General features: G+C 55.1%; 28 protein-coding genes. 15 read left to right on the top strand and 13 right to left on the bottom strand.

Features of this window, described 5'->3' with window-relative positions:
• Positions 1–536: 536 nt before the first annotated feature.
• Positions 537–716 carry a hypothetical protein gene (locus IE158_RS11480; RefSeq protein WP_189643847.1) on the top strand — a complete coding sequence of 60 codons (180 nt, stop codon included), beginning with the start codon at positions 537–539 and terminating at the stop codon, positions 714–716.
• Between the two features lie 30 nt (positions 717–746).
• On the opposite strand, the gene IE158_RS11475 is transcribed toward IE158_RS11480, so the two are convergent.
• The 3 genes from IE158_RS11475 to IE158_RS13795 form a co-directional block, all read right to left on the bottom strand.
• On the bottom strand, positions 747–1283 hold the full coding sequence (locus IE158_RS11475) for a hypothetical protein (protein ID WP_189643846.1): 537 nt from the start codon (positions 1281–1283) through the stop codon (positions 747–749).
• A gap of 79 nt (positions 1284–1362) precedes the next feature.
• A complete protein-coding gene (locus IE158_RS11470) occupies positions 1363–1713 on the bottom strand; it encodes a hypothetical protein (RefSeq protein ID WP_189643845.1) in 351 nt (116 codons plus the stop codon).
• A gap of 31 nt (positions 1714–1744) precedes the next feature.
• Positions 1745–2221 (bottom strand): hypothetical protein, encoded by a 477-nt coding sequence (locus IE158_RS13795; protein ID WP_444542459.1) that lies wholly within the window; start codon positions 2219–2221, stop codon positions 1745–1747.
• Between the two features lie 56 nt (positions 2222–2277).
• On the opposite strand from IE158_RS13795, the gene IE158_RS11460 reads away from it, so the two are divergent.
• Positions 2278–2607 (top strand): hypothetical protein, encoded by a 330-nt coding sequence (locus IE158_RS11460; RefSeq protein WP_189643843.1) that lies wholly within the window; start codon positions 2278–2280, stop codon positions 2605–2607.
• A gap of 115 nt (positions 2608–2722) precedes the next feature.
• Here the strand turns inward: IE158_RS11460 and IE158_RS11455 are convergent, their stop codons facing one another.
• Entirely contained in the window at positions 2723–3013 is a 291-nt protein-coding gene (locus IE158_RS11455; RefSeq protein ID WP_229839094.1) for a hypothetical protein, read from the bottom strand.
• Positions 3010–3567, bottom strand: coding sequence for a ParA family protein (locus IE158_RS11450; protein WP_189643842.1), 558 nt, complete (start codon positions 3565–3567; stop codon positions 3010–3012). Before IE158_RS11450 ends, IE158_RS11455 begins: the two co-directional genes overlap by 4 nt.
• Before the next feature lie 251 nt (positions 3568–3818).
• On the opposite strand from IE158_RS11450, the gene IE158_RS11445 reads away from it, so the two are divergent.
• The 8 genes from IE158_RS11445 (at position 3819) to IE158_RS11410 (ending at position 13181) form a co-directional block, all read left to right on the top strand.
• On the top strand, positions 3819–4205 hold the full coding sequence (locus tag IE158_RS11445; protein WP_189643841.1) for an excisionase family DNA-binding protein: 387 nt from the start codon (positions 3819–3821) through the stop codon (positions 4203–4205).
• Complete coding sequence (locus IE158_RS11440; RefSeq protein ID WP_189643840.1) at positions 4205–4768, top strand: PIN domain-containing protein; 564 nt, start codon at positions 4205–4207, stop codon at positions 4766–4768. Before IE158_RS11445 ends, IE158_RS11440 begins: the two co-directional genes overlap by 1 nt.
• A gap of 488 nt (positions 4769–5256) precedes the next feature.
• On the top strand, positions 5257–6894 hold the full coding sequence (locus tag IE158_RS11435) for an MBL fold metallo-hydrolase (RefSeq protein WP_229839092.1): 1638 nt from the start codon (positions 5257–5259) through the stop codon (positions 6892–6894).
• Between the two features lie 308 nt (positions 6895–7202).
• The gene (locus IE158_RS11430; protein WP_189643839.1) at positions 7203–7670 is read left to right on the top strand and encodes a hypothetical protein; all 468 of its coding nucleotides are present in this window, start codon (positions 7203–7205) and stop codon (positions 7668–7670) included.
• Positions 7671–8260: 590 nt separating this feature from the next.
• On the top strand, positions 8261–9652 hold the full coding sequence (locus tag IE158_RS11425) for a hypothetical protein (protein WP_189643838.1): 1392 nt from the start codon (positions 8261–8263) through the stop codon (positions 9650–9652).
• Positions 9653–11178: 1526 nt separating this feature from the next.
• A complete protein-coding gene (locus IE158_RS11420) occupies positions 11179–12036 on the top strand; it encodes a hypothetical protein (RefSeq protein ID WP_189643837.1) in 858 nt (285 codons plus the stop codon).
• Between the two features lie 5 nt (positions 12037–12041).
• Complete coding sequence (locus IE158_RS11415; protein WP_189643836.1) at positions 12042–12500, top strand: hypothetical protein; 459 nt, start codon at positions 12042–12044, stop codon at positions 12498–12500.
• Between the two features lie 216 nt (positions 12501–12716).
• Positions 12717–13181 carry an antitoxin Xre/MbcA/ParS toxin-binding domain-containing protein gene (locus tag IE158_RS11410; RefSeq protein WP_189643835.1) on the top strand — a complete coding sequence of 155 codons (465 nt, stop codon included), beginning with the start codon at positions 12717–12719 and terminating at the stop codon, positions 13179–13181.
• A 259-nt stretch (positions 13182–13440) separates the two neighbouring features.
• On the opposite strand, the gene IE158_RS11405 is transcribed toward IE158_RS11410, so the two are convergent.
• The 3 genes from IE158_RS11405 to IE158_RS11395 form a co-directional block, all read right to left on the bottom strand.
• Positions 13441–13899: a hypothetical protein gene (locus IE158_RS11405; protein WP_189643834.1), complete on the bottom strand. Its 459-nt coding sequence runs from the start codon at positions 13897–13899 to the stop codon at positions 13441–13443.
• 49 nt (positions 13900–13948) lie between these two features.
• A complete protein-coding gene (locus IE158_RS11400) occupies positions 13949–15136 on the bottom strand; it encodes a hypothetical protein (RefSeq protein ID WP_189643833.1) in 1188 nt (395 codons plus the stop codon).
• A 79-nt stretch (positions 15137–15215) separates the two neighbouring features.
• Positions 15216–18542 carry a type ISP restriction/modification enzyme gene (locus IE158_RS11395; protein ID WP_189643832.1) on the bottom strand — a complete coding sequence of 1109 codons (3327 nt, stop codon included), beginning with the start codon at positions 18540–18542 and terminating at the stop codon, positions 15216–15218.
• Positions 18543–18797: 255 nt separating this feature from the next.
• On the opposite strand from IE158_RS11395, the gene IE158_RS11390 reads away from it, so the two are divergent.
• The 3 genes from IE158_RS11390 to IE158_RS11380 all read left to right on the top strand — a co-directional run bounded on the left by IE158_RS11390 (position 18798) and on the right by IE158_RS11380 (position 21170).
• Positions 18798–19652, top strand: a complete 855-nt coding sequence (locus IE158_RS11390) for a hypothetical protein (protein ID WP_189643831.1) — start codon at positions 18798–18800, stop codon at positions 19650–19652.
• A 196-nt stretch (positions 19653–19848) separates the two neighbouring features.
• Entirely contained in the window at positions 19849–20295 is a 447-nt protein-coding gene (locus IE158_RS11385; RefSeq protein ID WP_189643830.1) for a GbsR/MarR family transcriptional regulator, read from the top strand.
• On the top strand, positions 20292–21170 hold the full coding sequence (locus IE158_RS11380) for an alpha/beta fold hydrolase (RefSeq protein WP_189643829.1): 879 nt from the start codon (positions 20292–20294) through the stop codon (positions 21168–21170). Before IE158_RS11385 ends, IE158_RS11380 begins: the two co-directional genes overlap by 4 nt.
• A gap of 169 nt (positions 21171–21339) precedes the next feature.
• Here the strand turns inward: IE158_RS11380 and IE158_RS11375 are convergent, their stop codons facing one another.
• Positions 21340–21660 (bottom strand): helix-turn-helix domain-containing protein, encoded by a 321-nt coding sequence (locus IE158_RS11375; protein WP_229839091.1) that lies wholly within the window; start codon positions 21658–21660, stop codon positions 21340–21342.
• Positions 21657–22019 (bottom strand): type II toxin-antitoxin system RelE/ParE family toxin, encoded by a 363-nt coding sequence (locus tag IE158_RS11370; RefSeq protein WP_189643828.1) that lies wholly within the window; start codon positions 22017–22019, stop codon positions 21657–21659. Before IE158_RS11370 ends, IE158_RS11375 begins: the two co-directional genes overlap by 4 nt.
• Before the next feature lie 66 nt (positions 22020–22085).
• Between IE158_RS11370 and IE158_RS11365 the strand changes: the two genes are divergently transcribed.
• Positions 22086–22640 carry a recombinase family protein gene (locus tag IE158_RS11365; protein ID WP_189643827.1) on the top strand — a complete coding sequence of 185 codons (555 nt, stop codon included), beginning with the start codon at positions 22086–22088 and terminating at the stop codon, positions 22638–22640.
• A gap of 301 nt (positions 22641–22941) precedes the next feature.
• Here IE158_RS11365 and IE158_RS11360 read toward each other — a convergent pair whose 3' ends face one another.
• From IE158_RS11360 to IE158_RS11350, 3 genes are all read right to left on the bottom strand, one after another.
• Positions 22942–23793: a hypothetical protein gene (locus IE158_RS11360; protein ID WP_189643826.1), complete on the bottom strand. Its 852-nt coding sequence runs from the start codon at positions 23791–23793 to the stop codon at positions 22942–22944.
• A gap of 156 nt (positions 23794–23949) precedes the next feature.
• A complete protein-coding gene (locus IE158_RS11355; protein ID WP_189643825.1) occupies positions 23950–24354 on the bottom strand; it encodes a type II toxin-antitoxin system death-on-curing family toxin in 405 nt (134 codons plus the stop codon).
• Positions 24323–24565, bottom strand: coding sequence for an AbrB/MazE/SpoVT family DNA-binding domain-containing protein (locus tag IE158_RS11350; RefSeq protein WP_126353426.1), 243 nt, complete (start codon positions 24563–24565; stop codon positions 24323–24325). The genes IE158_RS11355 and IE158_RS11350 overlap by 32 nt, the downstream gene beginning before the upstream one ends.
• Before the next feature lie 74 nt (positions 24566–24639).
• Between IE158_RS11350 and IE158_RS11345 the strand changes: the two genes are divergently transcribed.
• The gene (locus tag IE158_RS11345) at positions 24640–25191 is read left to right on the top strand and encodes a recombinase family protein (protein ID WP_189643824.1); all 552 of its coding nucleotides are present in this window, start codon (positions 24640–24642) and stop codon (positions 25189–25191) included.
• Positions 25192–25482 lie beyond the last annotated feature (291 nt).

Below are 25482 nucleotides of genomic sequence, written 5' to 3'. Positions count from 1 at the left end.
TGGACCTCTTGAGGACTCCATTTCCTGCGCCAGGAGGGGCCGAAAGGCAACCTGTCAGGTACTGAGCTCGAACATATGCGGCGTTACGGGTTTTACCTCACCGTGCACAATGGGAAGACTCTCATCGTGAGCGATGCCAATACACTCAACCAACTGAATCGCCGTTCCGATACGCAGTTGGTGGATGTGCCGCGTGTGAAGCGGCCCTGGTTCCTGTAAGGGGTAAGTTGTCCCCCTCTTCAACACAGCCTCCTACGCGTACTTGCTTACTCACAACGTTATTAATGGTTTTGACAGCCAAATAGTATGAATCCCAGTACCCTATGTGGTACTGGGATTCATACGTTGTAAAACAAGGGCAGTAAATGCCGATTGAATCGTTCCTTGCCCTTCTTCATGTCGAACCCCCCTATGGAATTCCATGAAACCTGATTGGGCAATTTGCATCCAGATGAGGTTCCCAGCCTCAGCATGGAGGGAGAAACAATCCCTTACCGCTGAGGTGCATTTTACAGCTTCTCAATCGATGTTGGAACGTGGCTATCCCAGAGCTGAGCGGCGCCGAATACGCCCGCTCTGAAATCCGCTTTCAGGACCTGCTGACCGCCTGGCCGGAGTTTAGGGCACCGCTGTCCAACACCTCTACGGTCAGTAGCAAGGCAGCGAAGCGCTACGGTAACCTTTACCTCGGCGTGATTCCCTGGAACAAAGACTGAACCGTGCCTCTCACTGGGAGACACTGGGGGTCATTGGGGATACAAGTTGGCCACCGAGGTATAGCCCTCAGTGGCCTGTACATAAAAGCCGTGCAGCTCCCCATCCCGGTATTCGAAGCGGTCTGTCGGCACCGTCGCCCTGTTTTCGGGAAATTTGTACACATACGTCAGGGCCGGCTCCTGCATCAATGCTGAGACGGCTGCGTCAAATTCAGGCCTGATCTTCAACTTCAGCGGTACCAGCGCATTGCTCCGAGACGCGCTGTAGCGGGCCTGGGCCACTCTCGAATCGTCTACTTCCAGCACCCCAGCGCAGTCGTCTGGACGCTCGCTGATCTTCACAATCACCACACACCCCCAATTCCCCAGCGTCAGCGGCTGCGCCGCATATTCGGCCAGTTTTGCCCTGAACGGGTCCAGTTCTCCTGGGTTCACCGGCTCGGTGTAGCCGAACTCGGCCGTGATGCCGCTGGGCAGCTCTAGCTCCCCGCCTGCTTCCTGTGGCGCGGCGCAGCCTATCAGCACCGCGCAGCCCATCAGCGCCGCCCTGCGCAGTACTGTTGCCATTGGTCTCATTTTTATTGAATTCATATATTTATCCTCAAGTCTCAAACTTAAAATGGCCAACCTCATTGCCTATTTGCTATTAATCGGTAGATGGCTCACGGCGTGCCAATGCTGTTTCGGGAAACAAAGTGCTATCGAATCCGTTGATTGCAGCACGTACGCCGTCATAATAGCCTACACGGTCTCCATAAAAGTCAAGAGAATTTCTAAGGAGATGGGCTCTGTCCCTCAGGAAATGGATTTTTTCGACCGTAGGACGACGCAAAATATCTAGTAAGGCATCTTCGAGGACTTTTTTATGTTTTTCGCCATGGGGACGAGGTAATTGTTGGCAGGCCAAATCCAGCATGCCGTATACACCCATCGCGCTCCCAATAGCCTCCCAAGTCAATTCCTCGGCTCTCCATTTGTCTGTCGCTGTTTCATTCATAAATATAGTTTAGTGAATCACTAAACTACGGTCAATGCGCTGTTTTTGCTTTGGCTAAGCTGCCGACGTGGACAGCGATGCCCGTATACGGCAAGTGATGCGGGGCACCCTGGTGAGGAAAGGATGGACTCAGCAGCGCCTGGCGGATGAACTGGGTATCGGTAAAAGTGCGGTCAGCCAGTTGCTCAGTGGTGAATACGGAAAGATACCCGAGAGCCTCCTCAAAGCTCTTGATCTGCTTGACCTTGATCTGGTGGCTGTCCCACGTCAACTTCAGCCACGGCGGCAAGACGACAGGACCGGGAAATAGGCAGAAGCTGCAGACGCCTGGAACAGACGGTGGCTCCGCGGTGCCTACAATCAGCCCTGTGAATTTCTCTGCCCTGACGGGCTCCGCGTGCAGCATCTCCTGCAGATACAGGGACGCGGTACCCTCACCGTAGAGGTCGTCTTCCCCATTGGGCCGAAAAGCACCGAAATCTTCCCCTCTATCTTTCCCTTGCCACAAGGAGGTTCATCCATGAACCGCACCCTGCTGCTGACTCTTAGTTAGCCTGCTTCCCTGTGCTCTGGCCGCGAGCCCCAGCGCCTCCATACCGGGACGCACCCCGGCCTCACTTCGTCGACGTGACGATGGGCCGCTGTGAACGCATCTCTGTCAACGGACTGAGTGGCAATCTCGATCAGTTCAACCTCGACTTCATCGCCGACGAAATCTTCGGCTTTCAGGAGGTGGGCACCCTGCTGGTCGCCTGCTGGAAGGGAGAACGGGTGCTTGGCGCAGGCTGGCTCGATATCGGTGAGCAGACCCCTGCTGCATTCAGCTTGGGAGAGTATGGCAGCAGGGCCACCTATTCGGCCTCCATTGGAACGCTGCCCACTCCCAGCTACTGACTACCGCTCCCCCGGATACAAGAGGCTTAAGAGAGAAGGCCCTGTTTGACGGGGCCTACGTTTTCCTAGTGGCCACGCAGGAATCATAAGTAATCTTTCTTTCAAGAAAGAAAGATTACTGACCGTGTTTGATCAGATATTCGTCCAGTGCGGTGTGTACCACATCCTGAATCTTGCCGCCCTGCAGAGCGACGTGGACTTTCAGCCGGCGCTGGAGGCTTCTGGGCAATCTGGTGTTGAAGGATTCCAGCGGGTCATTGAGGCTCGCTTCGGTGGATGCACTGACTGACTGAACTTCCGGTTGGCGCAAAGTTGCCGTAAGCTCCTGCTCCTGCGGTACCTGCTGCTCCTTATCCATTCGCTGCTTCATCGCCGCGCCAATGCTGATGCCTTTTTTCGTGCTCACTTCAGCACCTCCTGCAGGGCCTCACGGTACTCGGTCAGGTCCGCAGGCAGCATCCCGAAAGCCCGCTCATACTTCACCAAGTGGGGAATGACTCCGAAGACGGGGAGGTCCTCCTCTTCAAGGGCCAATTGCATTTCCCTGCCGAGGCCACCGCGGGCCTGCGTGAGGAGAATGCCCCACTGACCTTCAAATCCTGAAGCAGCTAGAGCGTCCAGAGTCGGAATCAGGCGGTCGGCTTCCAGGGCATTACATTTGGCTACCACGATGACCCGGCTGGCAACTCTTGCTGCTTCCCCTAGCGCTTTAGGGTCGTTGGGTGGCGTGTCGATGATCACCACCTCATGCTTCATGGCCTTGTCCTGCTTGCCTTCTGGATAGACCTGAAAAGGCAGGTCACCCGCTGCCCGTGCCCAGGCTCCAGCACTGCCTTCAGGGTCCTTGTCCAAGATGGCGACGTCATGGCCCTGCTGCTTGAAGAGGGCGGCCGTGTAAAGGGAGGTCACAGTTTTCCCGACCCCACCTTTACGGGAAATCACAGAGATGACTTGAGGCATGGCCTCATCTTACAAGAAAGAAAGTAATAAAGAAAGATAGAAAGAAAATACGTTTGTGTCCGAAAAGAACAGCGTCTACAGCGGTGAACGCAACTCACAGGCTTGGATTGGCTATCGGTCTGCCGACCTTGTGTTCCCCCTCTTCCTGCTTACCTGCTTCTTGGCTGACCCTGCCTGACACCTCAGTAGCTATGCGACAAAGTCATAACATCCGTTTCGTTCGTTTCGTTCAAGCGGGGTATACTGGGGTCATGTCTGCTCCTTTTCTGCCAACGCCAGCGGATACTCGTGCCGCTCAGCAGCAACTGACCAGGCTGGCTGCTGGACAGGATGAACTGTCGCCTGGTCTGGCCGAGTTGATGACCCAGATGCTTTCTCAGCTTGCCGCAGGAAAGGCCATACAGATCACTGCCGTCGATACTGAAATCGGAACCGGGCAGGCTGCTGAGCTCCTGGGCATAAGCAGACCTTATCTGGTCAAGCAATTGGAATCAGGAGCCTTGCCCTACCGCAAGGTGGGTCCACGCCGCCGCATGAAGCTAGAAGATGTCATGGGCTATAAGGCAAAACTGGACCAGCAGCGCCGCGAGGCGCTTCAAAGCCTGGCGGATGATTTGCAGGAGATGGGCCTAGATTGATGGGATCAGTCAGCCTGCTGGATGCCAATGTTCTCTATCCGTCGCTGATCCGCAACCTGCTGATGCACTGTGCCACCAGCGGCCTGATAGCGGCTCGCTGGACCAATACTATCCATGAAGAGTGGATCCGGAATCTGCTGACTGATCGCCCTGACCTTTCCCTGGAGCGACTACAGAGAACCCGTCAGTTCATGGAAAAGGCAGTGCCAGATGCTGAGGTCACTGGTTACGAACCGCTGGTGACCACACTAGGTTTGCCTGACCCTGATGATGCCCATGTGCTGGCTGCTGCGATCAAAGCAGAGGCGGAATTCCTGGTGACTTTCAATCTCAGGGATTTCCCCAGAGAACTGCTGGCCCCACATGGGGTGGAAGCTCTTACGCTGGATGACCTGATGTGCCGTCTCTATCAGGCAAAGCCAGAGGCTACGTTGGAAGTCCTAGAGGAGCTTCGTCGGAGCCTCCACAACCCGCCTTACACTCGCCCGGATTTCTACCGGCGCTTGGGTACTGTGGGTCTGGTGCAGTTCGCTGCTTTACTCACCTCGGAGCCAACCGGCTAGGCTCTGCTCCTAACCTTTGGGAATTGCACCATCGTCACTGTTCCTTCTAAAGGAAGCTGACGAGCAGAGAGGGAGCACGGTCTGTCTAGTTTGAGAGCCCTCAAAGGGTAGCAGGAGACTGAAAGAAAGAAATAAAGAAATCTTTCTAGATCCGAAGATGTTGTCTGAGACTTCTGTTTTCAGTCTCTTCCTTGGGAAACTTACTCCGCCGTGCCTTCTCCTAACGCTCCTGGGGCAAGCGCTCTGCACGTAGCTCAACCACTAGAGTCGACGAATCTAGACCGGGGGTAAACGGCGACCTGAGCGCACGCTTCCGCCATTTGTGAACGATCCCGGTGACGGCAGGCTGCTCCTGGTCTGCCAGGGGCTGTGTTCACTGAGTGATGTCCTTACTCTGAAGTCGTGCTGACTTTATCGTCACGCCCTCATCCTAGAGGCGAGCCAGATCAGCTTCCGCTCAGGCAGCGCCTATCCGCTAGCCTGAAGCGGTGCCAGAGTTTTCTTTTACCGGTCTAGGCGGAACCGACGAGGTGGGGGCCAGCTCTTACCTCTACCGCTTCAGCGAAGGGCGGCTCTTGATCGATGCTGGCCTGCGCCCTGGGCAGATGGGGGAGGCGGCCCTGCCACAGCTGGATTTGCTGAAAGACAGTCCCCCTGCCGCCATCATCCTGACCCACGCCCACCTCGACCATGTGGCGGCCCTGCCGGTCGTCATCCGGCGCTTTCCGAAACTCAAGATCTACTGCACCCCAGCTACGGCCAAACTGGCCAGCCTGACCCTGATGGACACCCTCAAAGTGACCGAGTCGCAGGGGCAGCCCCTCTTTGGCCTGCGCGACCTCCAGCGCACCCTGAAAGCTATCCAGCCCTTGCCGTACTTCCAGCGGGTGAGTGACCACGGCTTCGCTTTCACTTTCTTCCCTAGCGGCCACCTGCTAGGGGCCGCGAGCGTGCTGCTGGAGTCCAGCGCTGGAACCGTCTTTCACACCGGAGATGTGAGCAATGTGGCCACTCCAGTGGTAGATGCTGCTTGGATGCCGGAAGCGGTGACCCCAGTGGATGCCGTCGTCAGCGAAGCCACCTACGGGGATACCCTGCTCCCTTCCCGGAAAGAACAGGTCCGGACCTTTGTCGAGGCAATAGGGGAAACGCTCAGAGGCGGGGGCAAGGTTCTGATTCCTTCCTTCGCCCTAGGCCGCGCTCAGGAGATCAACCAAATCCTGCAGACTGCGATGGCCGGTGGTCTGTTGCCTACCGCCCCCATTCATCTGGACGGACTGACGCGGGGGGTCACCGAGGCCTACGAGGAGATGCTGCCCCTGCTGCCCGAAGCCCTACAGAACCGCGCCAGGGTCTCGAAGCTCTCCCCCTTTTTCGCGGGGACGGTACAGACCGTCAAGGACAATAAAGAGCGTGAGCGTGTCCTGAACAGCGACAGGCCGGCTGTGGTCATCGCCTCCAGCGGGATGCTGCACGCCGGGGTCAGTCCCCTTTATGCCCGTGCCTGGTTACCGGACCCGACCAATGCCCTGTTCGTGGTGGGTTATCAGGATGCCGAGTCTCCTGGTCGCCGCCTGCTGGAGTTACAGCAAGGCGGGGAGGTGATGTTGCCGGACCCGCAGGGCGAGGGCTTCTCCCCAGTGACGGCCTATAGCCGGGTCGAACGTTTCTACCTGTCCGCACATGCGGATAGAGGAGGGCTGCTGGGCCTAATCAACCGCTACGACCCTGGCCGGGTGCTGCTGACTCACGGGGAGGCAGCTCCCCGGCACAGCCTGAAAAGCTTTCTGGACACCAAGCGTGATGTGGGGCTGCCGTCCGCAGGGGAGGAGGTGCCGCTCAAGGACACGGGCCGCAGGCGTGGGGCTTTTTTCAAGGTGTCGGAGAAGAAGCTGGCCGCGACCAAAGAGCGGCACCGCCGGATGGAAGTCCAGCTGGACTACGACCCCGAGCATCACGTCCTGGTGGTAAACCTGCCGCAGGAGCTGGAAGGTGACCTATTCAGCTCCGGGAACTACACCCTGGAAGTGGTGCGCGGTAAGCTGACCCGGGTGAAGCTCACCGAGCGCGAGGGGACGGGCCATTCAGGCGGACCCACGGAAGTGGCAGAGGAGGGGTCCCCATGACTCCTGTGCCGGCTTCGGGCTTTCTGCCCAGGCAGGGAATCAAAGGCGGCGAACCCCACCGGGCTGACGTGATCCTGGTCGGGTGGCCACAGGAGACTGCCTACGGGTCCTATCAGGTTGCAGGTCATCAGGTGCGCTGCTATGGGGAGATTGAAGGGCAGCGGGTCAGACTCGTTACCTGGCCCCGGACAGACGCAGAGGGCACTGTGAAGCTGCCATTGCCTCTGGGAGCCATTCGCTCTCCCAAGGACGGTGAGCCTAATGGGGCCACCTTCTGGGTCGTGGGGCGACTGATGCGGGTAGACCCTGTGACCCAGCTGCTGACGGTCCGAATTTATCCGGGCCGGGCGAAGATTCCGCCGTTCAACATCCGTATCAAAACCACGCCCAGAATCCTGCAGACCGTTGACCCGTCGTGGACGGCGGTGGATGTCCGGGGTGGCCTGATCGGTGACCGTCTGGTGGCCGACCAGATTCGCCCCGTCTATGCCCCGCTGTCTCCGAAGCAGACTAAAGGGCTGGCCGAAGAACGCACAAAATCCAGAAAGCAGGTGGCTCGTCAGCGTAGACGTGAAGCGCGCCTGGCCCATGAGCTTGACCAAACCACGCTCAAAGAGTTCTACCTGAGCCTCCTGGCTGCAGAGGCAGAACGCATAGCTTCTGAACACCACAATGATCAAAGAGAGGAGGCTGACTCCGTGAAGGTTCAGCAGATCAAGGAAAGGAGGAGGGTGCCTGCCAAGAAAGAACGTCCTGAACGGCGAAATGATGCCTGAACAAGGTAAAGTTCTGGCAATGCACCCACCCCCCGAGTACCCTGGGAATCGGGACATAGCATCGATGCACCCACCCCTCAAGTATCCTAGGAATTGGGACGTAGCACCGATGCACCCAAACCCCAAGTACCCTAGGAATCGGGACGTAGCACCGATGCACCCAAACCCCAAGTACCCTGGGAATTGGGACGTAGCACCGATGCACCCAAACCCCAAGTACCCTAGGAATCGGGACGTAGCACCGATGCACCCAAACCCCAAGTATCCTAGGAATCGGGACGTAGAACCGATGCACCCACCCCCCAGGTATGATGTTGAGTTAAGGAGAACAGCTGACCAAGAATTTCTGAACCGTCAAAAATGAAAGCTCCATGGTTGCCGCCACAGAGCTTAATGAACTAGTTGGTAACATCCAGACCAGACACTCAACGCCAAGAGTGACTGGATGTTACCGCAGACCTCCCTTTGTTTCAACAAGCAGAAGTCACTTTCTGCTGTTGTAGCGCCTTGAGAGCGAGACATCTGACAATGAAAACTGAATTTTTGGAGCTTGGTAGTTTCCAGATTGCCCCATCATTTGGAGTCGACAAATGACGGCTGCCTTCGTATATGGAGAGCAGTTCTACAGCGAACTCAACACCATGCCAGGCCACTTGGAGGCTAATCTTCCCCCATCCATTGGCGATGTGCGGCGCAGAAATGAAGAAGCCCGTCGTCAACAACTGGCCGAGCAGCGCCGCCTGCTGGAAGCGGGGGCAACAGCTGAAGAGATTGCTGCCGCAGGTCACGCCAGCCCTGCCAAAGCCGAGAAGTCGCAGTCCAAAGCCCAAATTCGCAAAGCTGCCTTAAAAGAGCTGGGCCTATACCGCAAGTCGGTCAAAGAGCGCCCTGTAGCGATTGGTTATACCCCGACGCGCACCTTTAAACCAGTGAAGTTTCCGTATCAGGAAGGTCAGAAGCTTGGCCAGTTGGTGCGAAGTGTGAGTGACAAGTGGCGCAGAACGCTGACCAGCATCAGCAGCGCCAGTGTGGCGGGGAAAAAGCGGCTGGGCAGTCAGGGCCGCAACCTGATGACCGTTATTGAGGCTCTGCGGAAGCACTGCTGGTTGCAGGCTGATAAGGAAAGCCGTCCCGTGGAAGTGCGGGAGCAGGTCTTTATCCAGGTAGACGGCGAGCGGTACAGCTTCGCAGAGGAAGAGTGTGGAATGTCGGCCAGTACCTTCCACCGTGCTTTACAGCACCCCCTGGCCCATCTCTTCCTTCGCACCCAGAAGGTGCAAGCGGTAGACGAGGAGAGCGGCAAGGCGCAACGTAATGTGGGCCTTATTGTCAGCGTGGCACTGTATGAGCCAGAGTTGCCTGCTGACCTAGAAGAGGCGTGTCAGGAGGGCAAGGTAGATGAGGGTGGAGTTTTTGTTGTCCAGGACTTTAACTGTCAACTTGAGCCTTGTAAAGATAGCCCCTTAAATTCAATAAACAAAGCAGCCTGTGGAAAACTCACTGGGCAGGTCATAGAGGGGCTATCTGCCGCGTCAGCGGCTCCAGGAGGCTGGAGCGATACGCAGAGGGTCAGAAGATGGCTCGATGCTGCCAGCTTGGCTTCTAAAGCAGGAGAGAGCCAATCTGCTCGCACTCTTGATTCATTCGATAGAGAAAGGTTCCGCGGCGCGGCGGCGGCGGCGTGGGAGCACAACACCGTGGAATGGGAAACGGCGTGCCAGTTGGCGATTGAGTTTGACCGTGAGGAAGCCCGTGAAGTAGCCGCTATGGGCTACTTTAAAGCCTTGATTCATCTAGGCATGGACGCTGTGCGGGAAACGGTGCAGCGGACCCAGCGCTGGATAAACCAGCAGGAGCGAAAGGGCAAAGTTATCAAGACCCCAGGCGGCTTGCTGATGCACTATCTCAACAAGAAGGCGCGGGCGACCACGGGATACAACGTGCGTGACCTGGGGATGGAGGTGGGCAACTTCACCAACTGAAAAATGCACTGACATCTATAAATGGGAAAACCGGATCAATCAAGTGATTGACCCGGCCCGGCGAGTGGGAATGACTCCTACCTGCCTACACTGTGGTTGTAGACGGCGTCCTGGTTGCCAGTGCTATCGCTCACCAGACCGCACAAAAATACCAATGTTTTGTCTTCCTCAGTTGCCTGAGTGCTGTGCCACAGGGTGGCGAGTTCACTCGTATGGAAGCCACGCTTGCTCAGAGCGGGTGCTGCTGTGAATTTTGGTCAGGTCATGCCTGGCCAACCAGTACAGGGGAGGCGGGTGACTGAGCAAGTCCGCCGCACATCGCGCATCCGTAACTGAGCACGGATGAGTACTCCGAATAGAGCCTTACCGAACGGGTAGTCGTGCGGTGGAGTGAACACCGCGGCGGAAGTCTCCAGTCAGAATTTTCTGTGGAGATGTGTGCTTGTTTAACGTCAAGCGGGACGTACAACACTTATGAACGGCGTCACCCGTTGCATGACAAACTCGCGCCAGGGGCCAACCTGATGCTTATTTGTGAACCAGTCATTGCTGACCAAAATCTTCGCAGAAACATATTCACGCAGACAGCCGATTGAGTCGACTCCCCACTCTCGGTGGCCGCTTTCAGCCCGGAATGACCTGCTCCATCCCAGTACGCCGCACTCACAGGTGGTTTCCTGCTCGGACGGTTTTAACTTACTAGCATTTAAGGTCACGGGAGCTACTGCTTGATTCCCCGCTGCCCACCTCTCCCACACCTTACCTGCCAATCGATGATGTCTGCTGATACAGACACGGCAAGGCGCTTCCCAACTTAGTCGGTTCTTCTGTATTTCGGCAGCCCGATTGGTGTTTCCATGCGCTTCGCTGTACAGTCCGGTGCCACGCTTGACACCTTTCCCAGGGCAGATGTTCCATAGCTCCCCAGTACCCCACTGCATGTACTCCATTAACTCATCTCTGAGTCTCCACGCTTTTAAACGCGGCTCCAACCACTTGCTTCCTGACGCACTGTGCGTCAACACCTCAAACAGTCCATCATAAAGGACCGCGTTACAGGCTTGAGCTATCCACCGACCCACCCAGCTTGCGCCAGATGGTGCCACCAATGGTCTAACACGAGAGTCATCACCTCTCGTTGTCATCCACCAGTCATCAGCTGTTACCAGCTGAAGTGAGCCTACCTGTGAGGGGGTTTGTCGTACCGTTGCCAGCACGCCTCCCTTATTCCAAACCGACAGGGCCTCCCCAGTTACCTGGGAACCCGTTTCGCTGTCGCCCAACATCTCGAAAGAAGATTGGGTCAAAGAGGGGAGTCTCACCCCTCCGTGCCCGTTGCAGCCGCGCCAGCTAGGTTTCCCACGCACGCAGCTACGCCGAGTCCGGGCGATGGCTAGTCGCCCAGTGAATTTTCTCTGCGAAGAGGAGTTCACGGGGATATTAGGCCACAGTGTGAGTGAAGAAGAGGAAGGCGAGATTACATTTTCTGTCTCGCATAGGAACATCCATATAATGACTATAGTAAATTGAAAAAACAGAATTTTTCGCAACTGCGACTCTTCGACTATTCTTACGTCATGCCTCAGCTCCCAGCAGTACTGGCACATAGCACTGTGACGCCCGCCCTCCAGCAGATCGCCAGGACGGTGAAAACATCCCCTCTCGCGGCCACAATCGTCTTGCCTAGAGAAACGGCTGAGAAAAGGATCCAAATTCTTCGAGAACGCTATCCAAGTGTAGTGGCTGATCACCTCACCCGAAGCGCCTTACGGAAGGTGGGTCTTCCAGCAGTTACGATGGTCATCATGCCCCCGGATAAGGACAGGGTCACTGTCTTTCTATTGAGCAACATAGCTCCCGATGACCGTGAAAACTGGCAGCAGGTGTTGGATGAGTATGAGCCATTAACTTGGCGCAATTATTCTCTGACAACTCAGGCTGTGATGCTTGCAGAAAGCCACAAATATAAGAAGCCGAAAACCATCCCGGTGAAAGCCAGAGAACGCATCACCTGGAGGCTGAGCCGCAACGCCCGTATGACCTACGAGAAGAATGTTAAGCGCCTGATCCATGGTCGTTACCCGCGTCAGAAGACGCCTCAAAATGAGGCCAAACTGCCGGCACCTGGAACTACCCGTTCTCCTACAGGAGTTCGTAAGCAGCTGGAAGGTTTGGGCCAGCACTTGACCCACTATCCTGGGCTGAGTGGAATCAGAACGGATATCTGGCTGCTCTACATGTACGCCGCTAGAATGTGGGAGAAGCAATATCCTAAAGAAGCAGCGTTGGTATGGCCGAAGCCGCCTTACAGCAGATTGTTGCCTGTCAAAATGGCCCCACTCGAAACCTTATGGATAGACCGGAGTACACCGGAAGAGGAGTAGAAAGTATGCCTGAATCCACCTCTAAATTTAGTCTCGACGGCCGTCTAATTTTTGAACTAACTCCACAGGGCAGCAAGTTCCCTCATCAGGTGGAAGCGGCTTCCGAGAAGGAGCTGGTGGTCGCCCTGGCAGAGATTATGAAGCTCCCTCCCAAAACGGCCAAGGCTGTTGCGCATCTTCTCTTCGAAGGAGCGAGTGTGGAGATGCCTGATTGGTCAGCACGTCTGATAGGCCGGCTGACATTCCAGCCAATCACACAGCCGCGTTTGGAAAGGAAAAAACGCACCAAAGGTGTGAAGTCCGGACGACAGGCTGATCAAACCGTCAAGCAGGTGGGCGAAGCAGATCTGACGCCGGTTCAGCTAGCTCCTGAGCCAACCCAAAGCCGAAGCGAGCAAAATAGAGAGTTTGAGAGTGGGGAGGGGGTGGAGCAATCCACCTCGGCCAGCATTCTCCAGGAATAATTCTGGTGTGGGTGGCCACCAGACTTGCCATAGGTGAGCTGCCCGAAGCGGGCCACAGATGCAGTGGCGGCGCTTAAGGGGCTGACGATGGGCGATGTGGTGGAACAGGCGTTGCTGAAGTACATCCAGGCCGAAGTAGAGGACTAAGAAGACCTACTCCCTCTCACATTGAATCCGGTTGCATAGTCTGACAATGATTCAGAAGGACGGGCGCGGATGTCTCAAACACATCTTTTTCAGCAGCAGTTCGAAACCTATAGCACAGAGGTCTTCGGTGCATCTCCGCAGGAATTACGCCGTTCCCTCGAGAAGGCCGACGATAGAGCCATTGCAGTGTTGGTGAAGACCAGCACCGCCGATTGGGCCGACCAGTTCTCAGCCCTGACAGGTCTAACGAAGAAAGAGGTCTACCCGATTCTCGGTATCTCACAAGCTACGGTCAGCCGTAGCAGAGGCAGCAACGCTAAGCCCTCTCTTGACGTGGTCGATAGGGCTTTTCAAGGCATTGAACTCTTTGCGCGTACGGCTGCACTGCTGGATAGAGAACAAGTCAGTGCCTGGCTGAGCACTCCCAAGCAGCACCTCGACGGCCAAGCTCCCTACCAGCTTCTGCAGACTGCTACTGGCCGCGAACGTCTGAAACGATATCTGGAATCCCTCGAAGCCGTGACCTACGGATGAAAGTCTGGCGATGGGTTTGGAACTGTCCCAACGCTGCTGCTACGTCGATACCCAACCACGGGGAAGGAGCATGTCTGAAAAGCGGGGCGTCCTGTGTGCTGTCAGGCAGAGCCTAATGATTGAACGCAAGTAGCCCCGCCTTAAAATCCGCTCCTGAGAGATTTTTTCTCTATGAGGTCCGCTGAAGATGTTGGGACTGAGGGAGGTCGCATCTCACTCAGTCCCTGATCTGGACTTTTCAGACACACTCTAAGTGGGTTCAGGCTTTTTTCCGGCTACGTGAAGCGGCAGGCTTGACCGCAGGCTTCTTCCCAGCCCGGCTCTTGCCCAGCTGCTGCCCTTTCTCGTAGCTAGACTGCAGCTTCTCCTGGGTTTCACGGGCCAGCGCCTCAAAGTCCACCAAACCGGCAGCCAGGGTCTCTTCGGTCACCTTGACCTGACCCCCCTGGCGGGACACCGCCAGGTCCTTGTTCTGTTCCTCGAACCAGGCTTCAAACTCAGGGGTCACTTCAAAGAGCATCTCTTTGGTGTCTTTCTGGTAGGTGCCGGTCTTACCACGGCGGGTGTACTGCTTGGGCATGGTGAAGCGTTCGCCGGGCAGGTTGATGGCTTTGACTTCACCCGTCCGCACCGCTTCACGGAAGCGCTTGATAAACGTATCGCTACGCTGTGGGTTGACGAGTTCCTGAACCTGCTCACTGAGACGTTTGTAAGTCATGGTGCAGAGTATAGACCTATTACATCAACTTCAACCTATTACGCTAAGGTTAATCGCTTTTGTCGGGCAGTTCTCCAAAAGTAGAACTGAATTTCTCCTTCAGCCAGCGGTAGATATGTGGTGCGTCAATCTGTAGTATGCCCACATCATATTTCTTCAAAGTTACCAAGTTCCCAAAAAGATTTTCAGTTTCTAACTCCTGCTTATCTATGAAGTCTTGCAGAATAGTCCCGTTCTCGATACTCTTTTCAAGTTGTCGCTGTACTTGTATAAGTTGCATATCCTTATCATCTATAATGTTTCCTTGCATCCTCAAGATGATCTTTTGCTGCTCATTTTCGGCTAAAACCAGCTGAAGCTGAGATTCGAGATTCAGAATTTGTGATCTTAGCCTTCGTATAGCCATAGTATTTGGCAAACTTTCAGTATCTGTGAGGGATAGTTGAGGCAAGTTCAGATAGACAGCTATTGCTTCCCTAATACGCTCCAGTGCCTCTTCTCCTCCCTGTGGTTGTATGGAAAATAGTGTGATGCGGTTTTCGTGATCAATATTAGTGATAGCAGATTCACCAATATCTTTGAGGAAATTAGTGAAGTAAAGAAGGTACTGTTCGCAGTAAACCCTTACTTCATCTGGAAACTCAAACTTGACCCTTATTTCGTTTTCAGAATCGGAGGAGTTGCCAAATTCATTGATAATTTCTCCGTTCAGCTCTTTTTCTTTCTCTTTAACAACCGCATCTACCTCCATAAGCTGATGAACTATACCCAGTTCCGCCTTTGGAATAACACTTATGGGATCAAATAAGTAAGTTCTGTCGGGCTGCACCCTATAACCGCGGTTAGTAATTTCTTCGGAGATCTTATGCAATAGCTTAGCGATATATTTTGTGGGAGATATTGGTACTTCCCAATTGAAGTAGTCTGGTTCTACTCTAACGTCTATGAGATGATTCTTAACATCAAAAGACATGAAATATATATTTAGGTAGCTAAAATCGCCATTCTCACGACTATTGACCATTTGATAAAGAAAAATCCTGTCAAAATTAGAGAATTCTTTTATATCAAAGTTTTTGATAGCGTTAGCGAATACCTCAGAAACAATATTGAGAGTACAAGTAGAGTTATTTGCGTAGTTCACATCCTCTACATACCCATCTTCGTTACCTACATACTGATCATCAAAAGTGAGCTGGTAGTCACCCTCTGTAAAAACTATTTTGAGTCGAGGCATAACTTATTATAGCCTCAAGCTGAACCGTGGTAAGGACTTTTAATCGCAAAAACCAAACTATGGCAATCTGTATCCATACCTAGCGCTTTCTTTGGACTTGTACGTTCAATAAAGTTCCTTCCAGCTCCTCCAACTCAACTTCTTCCTGAATGGCCGGAAGTTCCGAAGCAAGCAGGGTTCCAGCTTCCCCATCACTCAGCACTTCATCAAGCAGGCCTGCCAGCTGGGGCTGCCGCTCTACGGTGCCCTCCAAGAGCCAGATCAGTTCCAGCAGTTCTTCGGTCAGTTCCGGAGTCCAGCGTTCGGGACGGATCTTCGACAGTTCACCGCTTTGCTTGCCCGCGGGTTTCTTCATGCGGTACCCCAGCCAGGAGCGCAGGGGGCGTAGACCACTGACCTCAAACTCCCACACTTCAGGGGGAACAGGCCCAACTTCACCCGCACCAACTCTCAGTAGATTTTGCTCTTCGTCATAGCTGAAATCCTCGGGATAACGCGCTGGGTCGCCGGGGATGTCAGTCAGGATTCCTGCTTCACCTTCTGGCATTGGACCTGTTCCCATGCGCTCGCCATAGGTGTGAAGGTGCAGCAGTTCCCTTCCAGCAGTGGCCACTTTGGCAAACAGTTCTCCGTCACGGGTAATAGGCAACCTGGGGCCTGGGGTAATCAGGTCTTCGCGGAAACGCTCTTCATAGGTGGGGCTGGACAGAAGCGCGTAAGCGTAGGCAAAGACATCTTCCGCGGTGACAGGTTGACCATGCAGTTCTGAGACGTATTCCAGAAGGCCGGGCCGAATGTTGGGCTGGGTCGCTTCAGCATCGAGGTAGAGCGGAATGACATGGCGGCCACCGAAGGAACCCCGGAAGTGATGAATATCAGGAATATAAGCTGAAGCAACAATGCTTGGTCCTATGCTTTGATGTTCAGTCAAGAAAGATACGGCATAGATTTGTAATCGGCCATGAGATTTCCATAGCTCTGGTGAAGCTCTATCCAGAACGCGTGAGTCAGAGAAAATCCACATCCTATCGAAGCTGCGCATCCCAAAACGGACGATCTCTGGTTCCCTATCAGTCGAATCTACAGATATTAATGGTGTGCTCGATGCGGCTTTAGGTAGGGCTTTGATACTTCCTCTAGAAGTAACTTTCTGGCCAGTATTAGAGCTCTTAACCAGAGCTTCCCTATGTTCCGCAGAAGATTGAATTAAAGTCTGCCATCTTTTTCGAAGTAGTAGCTCCGTTTCGCCGATTGGCCAAGTTCTACCTGCTTTCACCCCATTAAATTGTTCTGGGAAGATTTCTGAGAGTAAAGGCCAAGCCCAGTAGTCGCCCTCTCCGCGGGGCATCAGAGAATCCTGCCATCCATCAGGGCACAAGGTCCACTCCACATCAGAAAGCTGCTTTTGCTCAGTGAGCCAGGCCAACTTTTCTTCACGGCAGCCCTCTACCCTGACGTACTTCACTGTGGCTGGTTGGTCAGGGTTTGGCTTGCCATTCCGCACTCCCATGGCAATACACACCGGAGTCTGGATGGCAAAAACGTTCTCTGTCTTTACGGCACCCCGGCCCTCACCACCAAGGTCAACAATCCAGAGTTCGTCGAAGGTGCGGCGCATATGCTCACGCATTCCTCCGAAGGCTGGGCCACGCAGGTAGCTGCTGGCCGTGATGAAAGAAACAATGCCCGCTCGATCTTCCTGAGAGCGGGGATCGTGCTCGTTCTCAAACACCTTCCACATGGCCCAGCGCCAGAAAGCCACGTAGTCGTTGTAGAGATTGTGCAGGTAACTACCCATGCCAGCCTTCTTCACTGGATCTGTAAAGGTATCCAGCAGGGGCGCTTTCGCCCGAATGCCTTCCTTTTTTTCCTTAGCGGTGACCTTGTCCCCATGCCGGACCCAGCCTCCGTAATAGACCTCGTTTTTGCTGTCTTCGGCGGGCCAGCGGTAGTAGGGCGGGTTCCCCAGACAGACCATCACCGGAACATCCCGCTTGAGGCGCTGTACCCGCTTCCGTTCTTCAGTCAGCGGCTTATAGACGAAGCCCAGATTGCCAGGGATTTCAGCGTGTGGGCTGTCGAGGGTGTTGCTGAGGTAGACCTGGGCTCCGCCTTCTGGCAGGCTGCCTCCGGCACTGTTGATGGCCTGTGTGACCCGCAAGTGGGCCACGGTATAGGCCCCGACCAGGATTTCGATGGCATGGATCTGATGGGCCAGCCTCGTAGCAATGGTGCCCTTGCCGTACTTGGCGTACTGGTTGGTGGCGTACTCGATGATGTGGAGTGGATAGGCCCCAGTTCCGGTTGCCGGGTCCAGCAGGATCACTCCGTCATGGGCCAGACCACGGGCTTTGCCCAGGTGGGTTTTCAGCAGCTCGTCGGCCAGACGGACCTGGAAGGCGATGACTTCCTGTGGGGTGTAGTAGACACCGTAGGCGTTCCGTAGGGTGGGATCGTACTCGGCCAGGAAGTCTTCGTAGAAGTAGATCCAGGGATCGCCCTGTCCTTCGAAGGTGCTCAGGTCCAGTGAATCGACCAGGCGGCGCAGGACTAAAAAGCCTACACCCAGTTCGTCCGTAAGTGCGTCATTTGTCAGCAGTTTGAGAATGTCGGCCAGTAGAGGGTGAGCGGCCTTCAGGGTGGCGGCAGCGTGGTCACTGTCTTTACTGCCTTCCAGTTTGGCCAGCAAGAGGGCATAGGTAATGGTCTGAGCGTAAGCGTCCGCGAAACGGGCATCGTCGGCTTCTGGAAACAGCGTATTTCGCCAGTCCTTGGCAATCTCGTGGACGTTGCTCCCCTCGGTTCTCAGGGCGGCGGCAACGTCATCACGGAGAATGCGGGTCAGTGGTGCGATCAGACTGGCCAGTTTCCGGGGCGTGCTCGGCGTGATGGGTTGCCAGCTGACGAAGGCCCGCAGAAGGGTTTCAAATTCTGCTGCGGCAGCTGGAGTGATGGCCGCTGCACCGTCTTCGACGATGTCCCCTAGTTTCACTGGCTTTCCAACAGAGGTCAGAACGATGCTCTTCCCATCATCCACCCGCTGAAATAACCGCCACTCCTTGCCGTTGGTGTAGATCAGGTTGGGCAGGGCCTGGAATTTCTGCCACTGGTTCTTGTCGTGGCCTTTGAGCTTATTGGGATCAGCAGGTTTATCCGGGGCTTTGAGTTCAAGGTGGCCAGCCAGGATGCCGCCCAGAGTGATACCGACATCAGGGCGGCCTACATTGTCCTGAACTTCGGTCAGAACCTGGAGTGCCAAATCATCCGAGACCAGAGGCGGAAGCACTGCACGCAGCAGGTTCTCAATTGGGGTCTTGAGCTGGTCTTCGGGATTGGCAGCTACGCCAGTGCTGTATTTGTCCCTTACAGCATTGGCGTAGGTTTCTAGGTGATTTTGACTATTCACGATGGACCTATTGTGCCAATCTTATAGTGGCAAGTCGATCAGTTCTGAACGTCAACTCTAAGATTCTGGTGCTCCGAAGTATTTTTGCGGCAGTCTAGGATTAACTTTGACCTAAAGTGAGTCATGTTCTGGCGTAGACAGTCACGGGAGGCCAAGGTGGTTAGTTCCGTTTTTGGGAGTGACCGTGCTAAACAATTCGAGGAGTATAGCCGCACCCCTGGGAAAAGTGGACTTGCCCATCTTACGTTAGCTGCTGTGGGAGTTGCACAGGGATTTACAGTAGGTAGGGGTGAAGTCGTCGCTCGGCTACAGCGTGAGCTCGACGCCTTGCAGCATGCCCATCCCACTGAATTGGACGCAGCACTTTTAGGGTATGCCGGTCTGCGTTCAATGATGAAGCAGGGCCTCTTCCACCATATTGGTGAACTGGAGTTCCTGACTATAGGCGAGTTGTTGCATAACCGTACTCCCCTGCATACCTGGCTTCCTGTACAGGAGTGGCGCACGCAGCTGCCAGCTCGCATGAACGCACAGATGCGCATGTGGGCCTGGTACCACCTGGCCCTGTGCTGTGCATTAACTTATTCGTCTTGCACAAACCTGCTGAAAACAGATCCAACTACGGCTCAAGCGTTACTGACGTCAGGGATGGGACGTATTCTGCGGTGGCTTTCCTTAAGTGCTTACTACGGTGGCTGGATCACTGCACTTTCAGAGACTCCGGGTGGTTTCGATACGCAAACCGAAGCCTGCAAACTGGCAAGCGGGGGACTAAAAGTTTTGGTAGAGCACTTTGATGAAGGGCACGCCGAGGACTTCGTTGAAGATCTCCTAGGGACAACTCGAAATGGTGAAGAGCCTAGTAGCCAGGCAATGGGCCTGTGGGTTGCATCCGTTGCGCGCGGCGTGGACGAGAGCTTACCGACCATTATCCTTCATGACTTAGAGGGGCACTCAAGCTTTCAATTGCAGTTGACACTAACGGCACTGCTTGAAGGGTCCATCATCTCGATTCGGGAGCTTGGTGCTGATCTGTCGAAGGCTGATTTGACTTCTATACAGCGGCAGAACGTCATGACTGATCCACTGACAGTGTTACTACAATCGTGATTAATGGGTATACCTCAACGTGACAAATCTGGGGTGACAAAAAGGGCCCGTTTTCGCGTCACTTTAGGGTCGGTTTCGGTATTCCGTTGCAGGTGCCGAGCCTACTCTAAGACCCTAAAGTGACACTTTTGCCGTAGCCGAGAAGGTGCGTAAGCTAAGACATAGTTTGATTTCTGAAATTTTATAAATTTCAGAAATGATAAACACTCAATTCGTTGAGCGGGCTGGGATATTGCTGGAGATGCTGGGAATGCCACGTATGACTGGGCGGGTGTTGGGTGCTCTGCTTCAGGCCCCCGCGAGTGGCTATACCCCTGCCGAGTTGGCTGCCGAATTGCAGGTCAGCCGCGCAGCCATCAGTGGGGCCCTCCAGCAACTCAATCTGATGGGCCTCAGTGAAAGTGTTCCCAATCCTGGTGAACGAGCTGGACGTTACCGTGTACGTCCTGGGGCCTGGGCCAGCGTGACTGAACAGGGGAATCGTAAGTTACAGACCTTGCACGACCTGGCCAACGAGGGCCTGCAAGTTCTTCCTGAAGGTGCTGACCCAGCTGCACTAGAAGAAATGAGGGATTTCTACGCCCTGTGGTTAGAGCTTTTCCCAAATATGCTGCGCGAGTGGCAGGAAAGGCGAAAGGTATGATTCAAGGTCTTCCACTACGCCGCGAATGGCATGCTTTGCCTGATGGGACGCAAGTCAGCATTCTGACTGGTGGTTCAGCAACTGCTGAACCAGTGGTTCTTCTGCACGGTGGTGGCACCGACCATGCCTGGCTGTCATGGGGTGAGGCCATCCCCCCTCTGCTCGCCTCAGGCTACCGAGTCATTGCTCCTGATATGCCAGGTTACGGGCAAACACCACCCGCAGCGTGGCCTTCAACTCGGCCCAACCTCAGTCGAGCGCTGGCAGAGTTGGTGGCTGAAATGAAGCTGCCGCCTGCTACGTATGTGGGTATTTCTATGGGTGGCTCATTGGCACTGGCGCAGGCGCTGGAATATCCCACTAGGACCAGAGCTCTGGTCCTAGTGGGGTCGTACGGATTGGCCCGCTGGTCTCCTTATCATCAACTATCCGTGCGGCTGGCTCGCCTCCCAACAGGAACCAATGGTGCTAATGCCTGGCTTGCCCGTTCGCCACTCCTGGTACGGCAACTCATTCAAAGCATGCTTATCTTCAACCGGTCAGCTATAACACCCCAGCTGGTGGCCGACGTCCAGGACGCACTGACCAATCCTGCAACCGCAGAGGCTTTCGCTCAGTTCCAACGTGACGAAATCCGTCCTGAGGGACTGGCAACCGATTTCCGTGAACGCCTACCGGAACTCCAACTGCCAGTCCTGCTGATTCATGGCGACCGTGACGTCGGTGTCCCCCTTGCAGCTGTCCAGGAAGCGGCTTGCCGCATCCCGGAGGCAACATTACGAGTATTTGAGGGAGCAGGCCACTGGACCCAGCGTGACCAACCAGGAAGGTTCTCCTATGAACTGCTTCACTTCCTAGGGCAACTGCCTGAATAGGGAGATAGAGGAAGCTACTCAAGCATTCCGCTAGGCCACCAGCACCATTACTCCCTACTCTAAAGTGACAGACGACCTTCTACCACCTTGATACAAGCGAGTCAGCAGCTATGGTCAGGAGGAAGTGTGCCAGCTGGACGATCTGACCCTGGTTCAAGTTTTTCCTGACTTAACCCAGCGTAAACCGTTCATCCCCCAACTTAAGGGTCAATTCAAGCTCCCCACCAATGGCCCGTGCGAATTTACGGAGGGTGGCCAGCTCAGTCCGGTCCAGGTCGCCATGCTCAATGCGTGAAATACGTGACTGAGAAACCTGCAACTGTTCAGCCAGCTCCTGCTGGCTTAGGCCTGCGGCAGCCCGTACTTCTGCCAGCTTGTATGCCCGTACTTCTGCCAGGAGTTGCTCTTTGATGGCCCCAATCTCGGCTTCCCCAAAATGTCCAGCGTCTACCGCTGCTTGTCTGACTGCTTTCCAGCTTTTTGCCTTCATAGCTCCTCCTCGTAGTGGCCACCCAACCACAGCGCGTAGCGCTGTTCTGCCAGGGGAATATTCTCGTCGTACCACTCAGTCCATTGACCTGCTTTATCCCCAGCCGTCAGCAGGATGGCCTGACGCGTGGGGTCGAAGACGAATAGGATGCGAATCTCAGTCTGACCGGCTGACCCAGGCCGCAGTTCCTTGAGGTTGGGCAAAGCAGTCCCAGTCAGGGTGTCTACCAGAGGTCTACCCAGCATTGGTCCACGTTCTTCCAGTAAGTCGAGAGCGGCAGTCACCAGCTTCTCGGTGACAGGGTCAAGGTCAGAGAACCATTCGCTTACCTCATCCAGAAGAATGATTTCCCAGGCCATGGATAAATTATGACATATGAGTCATAACCAATAAGCTGGCCCACCCTAAAGTGACAGACTAGCGGTATGCCCTCCACCATTGGATATAAGCGAGTCAGCAGCTATGGTCAGAATGAAGTGCGCCAGCTCGACGGCCTGACCTTCGATAAGGTCTTCACCGATAAGGCGTCGGGCAAGGACACGCAGCGACCACAGCTTCAGGCTCTGCTGGAATACGTCCGTGAAGGCGATACGGTCACGGTTCACTCCCTGGACCGTCTCGGTAGAAACCTGCTGGACCTACAAGGCTTGGTCGGACAGTTCACCGAGAAGGGCATCACCGTCCACTTCATCAAAGAGAACATGACCTTCAGACCTGGTGGGCAGGACTCCATGTCCACCCTGCTGTTCTCCATCATGGGCGCCTTCGCTCAGTTCGAACGCGACCTCATCCGCGAGCGTCAGGCGGAAGGCATCGCCCAGGCCAAAAAGCGCGGGGTCTATAAGGGGAGAAAGCCCAAGCTCACCGCCAGCCAGGTGGCAGAGCTAAGGGAACTGGCCGCCCAGGGCGTGAAGAAGCCAGAACTGGCCCAGCGGTTCGGGGTCAGTCGCAAGACTGTCTACGAGTATTTGCGGGGCTGAAATTAGACAGCCAAAAGGGCTGCAAAAAATCCTGCAAAAAATTTTCTGGGGGTCTGAAGGCTTCCCAGATTTTTTGCAGATTGGGGGTTGTAGCCAGCTTGCCGGAACTCAGCCGCGCCCAAAAATGTAAATGCGTGTGGGACGGAGATTATTAGCGAGAAATTACAACTTTTATAGATGCCCTTCAAGTGATGGACTGCGGGTATGCCCTCTACCACCTTGATATAAGCGAGTCAACAGCTCAACCCAGAACGAGGTGCGACAGCTCAATGGCCTGACGTTCGATATCGATAATCGTCGGTCACAGAGGCTCAACCTCTCGAAACGCTCCCTTGGCGATGCCAGCCCAGCGTACCGGCAAACCGTGTCCACCTGCTTTGCCAACGCTGAGCAGGCTCTGTCCCCAGGAGGTCTGCCAGCAGGAGACGAGACTGGCTTCATCTTCCCATGCCCCTAGCAGTTGCCAACCTGCTTGTTGAAGATGCCGCTGCATTCGCTCAGCAAACTCAGCTTGCTCGGCACCACCGATATGAGCTCGAACGGTGCGGAACTCCGCAGAGAAGTGGTCACTAGGGTCCTGGCCTTGCCAGTCCCTCAGTGTTTCACCCGGATTCAATGTCAATGGGGGGAAGGGTAAGTCAATCGGCGTCTGGTCACCGATGAATTCCACTTGCCGCTGGGCCAGGTGCTGGACTTCCACGGCAATGAAATTGCCACGTCCCTCACGAGTGTAGAACGAGCACTGCCATTGCCCCTCCACGTGAATGTGGGTCGCCAGCTCATTCGTGCCTGACCATTCTTCGAAGGCCAGCTCACGGCGGCGCAAGACGTAAAAGCCCTCCTCTTCCAGCCGCTGAGCCAATTCGGGTGCCCTAACTGCCCCTCCCCGCCAGCGGCAATAGACCAGCCAGTGCGGACATGGTTCTGGTGAGGAGCCACTGTCGTTTCTGAGTCCCCAGTAGTTCCACCGGGTTTCGGGATAAACCTGATGGAAACTGCCGACAGGCTCTAAATACTCATCCAACCAGAGGAGCGGAAACAGTGGATGCCACTCCTTCAGAAGAATGTCTGCATCAATCTGCGTTTTCTCATCGGCTCCAACAGGCATTAGCAATTCGAGCAGTTCAGCGGAGATGGGGTCGGGACGGGGCATGTATAAACTCTATCCCTACACTACTCTTTTGCATAAACGTTCGTTTATGCAACACTTTTATCCCTCCGATGAAATCACCCTTTCGGCCTTGCAAAAACCACTTGCAAAATAAAAATCAAATGCAACAGGGTTGTGCAATGGAATTTGGAGTGGGCATTACCAGGCCGCGCGCTCAAAGCATTCGATCGCCTCTTCCAGCGAGAGCTGCCCCTGGGCCACCGCCAGGGTCAGGTCGAACAGTTCCTCGTGACTCAGGCGTAACCGAAGGTCATGCAGGGCCAGCCACACCAGGGCACAGCTCAGGGAAGTTCTCTTGTTCGCATCGACGAAGGCGTGGGCACGTGACAGGTAATAAAGGTAGGCCGCAGCCTGGGCCGGCACTGTCGGATACCGCCGTTGCCCGAACAGTTCCTGAAGCGGTTGCGCCAGTGCACTTTCCAGTAACCCTGGGTCTCGCAGACCGGGCGAGCCGCCATAGCGCTCGATCTGAGCGTCATGTAGTGCCTCGACCTCTTCCCGACTTAAGCCTTCAAGCATCGGCCAATTGGCGGAAAAGGTCATCGTACTCACTCAGCACCTGGTCACGCGCCTGAGCAAAACGCTGCTGACGAGCCAGGGTCTCAGGACGTGATACGTCCTGGGCCGGCGTGATGATAATGGCATTCCCCTGAATCTCGATCTGCACTTCGCTCCCGATGCCCGTCAGCTCTTTCATCTCTTTGGTGATGACCAGGGCCTCACTGTTCCCAATTCGAGAAAGGGTCTTTCGCATACCCTATTCTAACGGTGTTCGTACCGGGAGGCACCGTGTGACTTTGCTTCTCCGTTTGTGCCAGGCTTTCCCCCATGCTCATTGGCTACGCTCGCGTCTCCAAAGGGGACCAGGACTCCGCACTTCAACTCAAGGCCCTAGAAGCTGCTGGAGTTACCCGCATTTTCAAAGAACAGGCCAGTGGTGGCCGCTGGGATAGACCCGAACTGCATGGGGCCTTGGAACATCTCCGCGAGGGAGATGTCCTGGTGGTCTGGAAGCTGGACCGACTCAGCCGCAGTCTCAAAGACCTGCTGACCTTGCTGGAGCAAATAGAACAGCGTGGCGCAGGCTTCCGCAGCCTGACCGAGAACATCGATACGACCACACCAGCTGGACGGATGATGATGCAGATGGTCGGCAGCTTCGCGGAGTTCGAGCGGGCGATGATTCGTGAGCGCACCAAGGCTGGCCTGGAACAGGCCAGAGCCGCAGGCCGGGTAGGGGGCCGCCGTCCCAAGCTGACTCCAGCCCAGCAAGAAGAAATCCGTGAAGCGGTTCGGTCAGGCAGAAGGACTGCTGCTGACTGCGCCAGGCTCTTCGGAGTCAGTCAGGCGACGGTGTCACGCATTCTGGCTGCGAGTTGAATCCGGTGCTGAGCACTTCACTCACCAAGTGCTGCACTTCTCTGCCGGACTCCAACGCGGTTTGCCATAATGCTGTCAAACTTCCTCTGTCTCTGCACCTATGAAGGAGCACTCCAGCCATGTTTAACATTCTGCAGAGGTTCAAAAGACGGCCCGTTCCTGCACTACCGGATCCCCCTCCTAAGATGGTGGTCCCAGATGTGACTCCGGAGTACCTCGAACATCTCAGTACCTGACAGGTTGAAGGAAACGTTGTCTGGATCGCAGAAAAATATGAAGCAGGGCGGCTTA

Source organism: Deinococcus piscis (genome assembly GCF_014653275.1).
GTDB lineage: Bacteria > Deinococcota > Deinococci > Deinococcales > Deinococcaceae > Deinococcus > Deinococcus piscis.
This window is presented reverse-complemented; position numbering and strand designations above follow the sequence as displayed.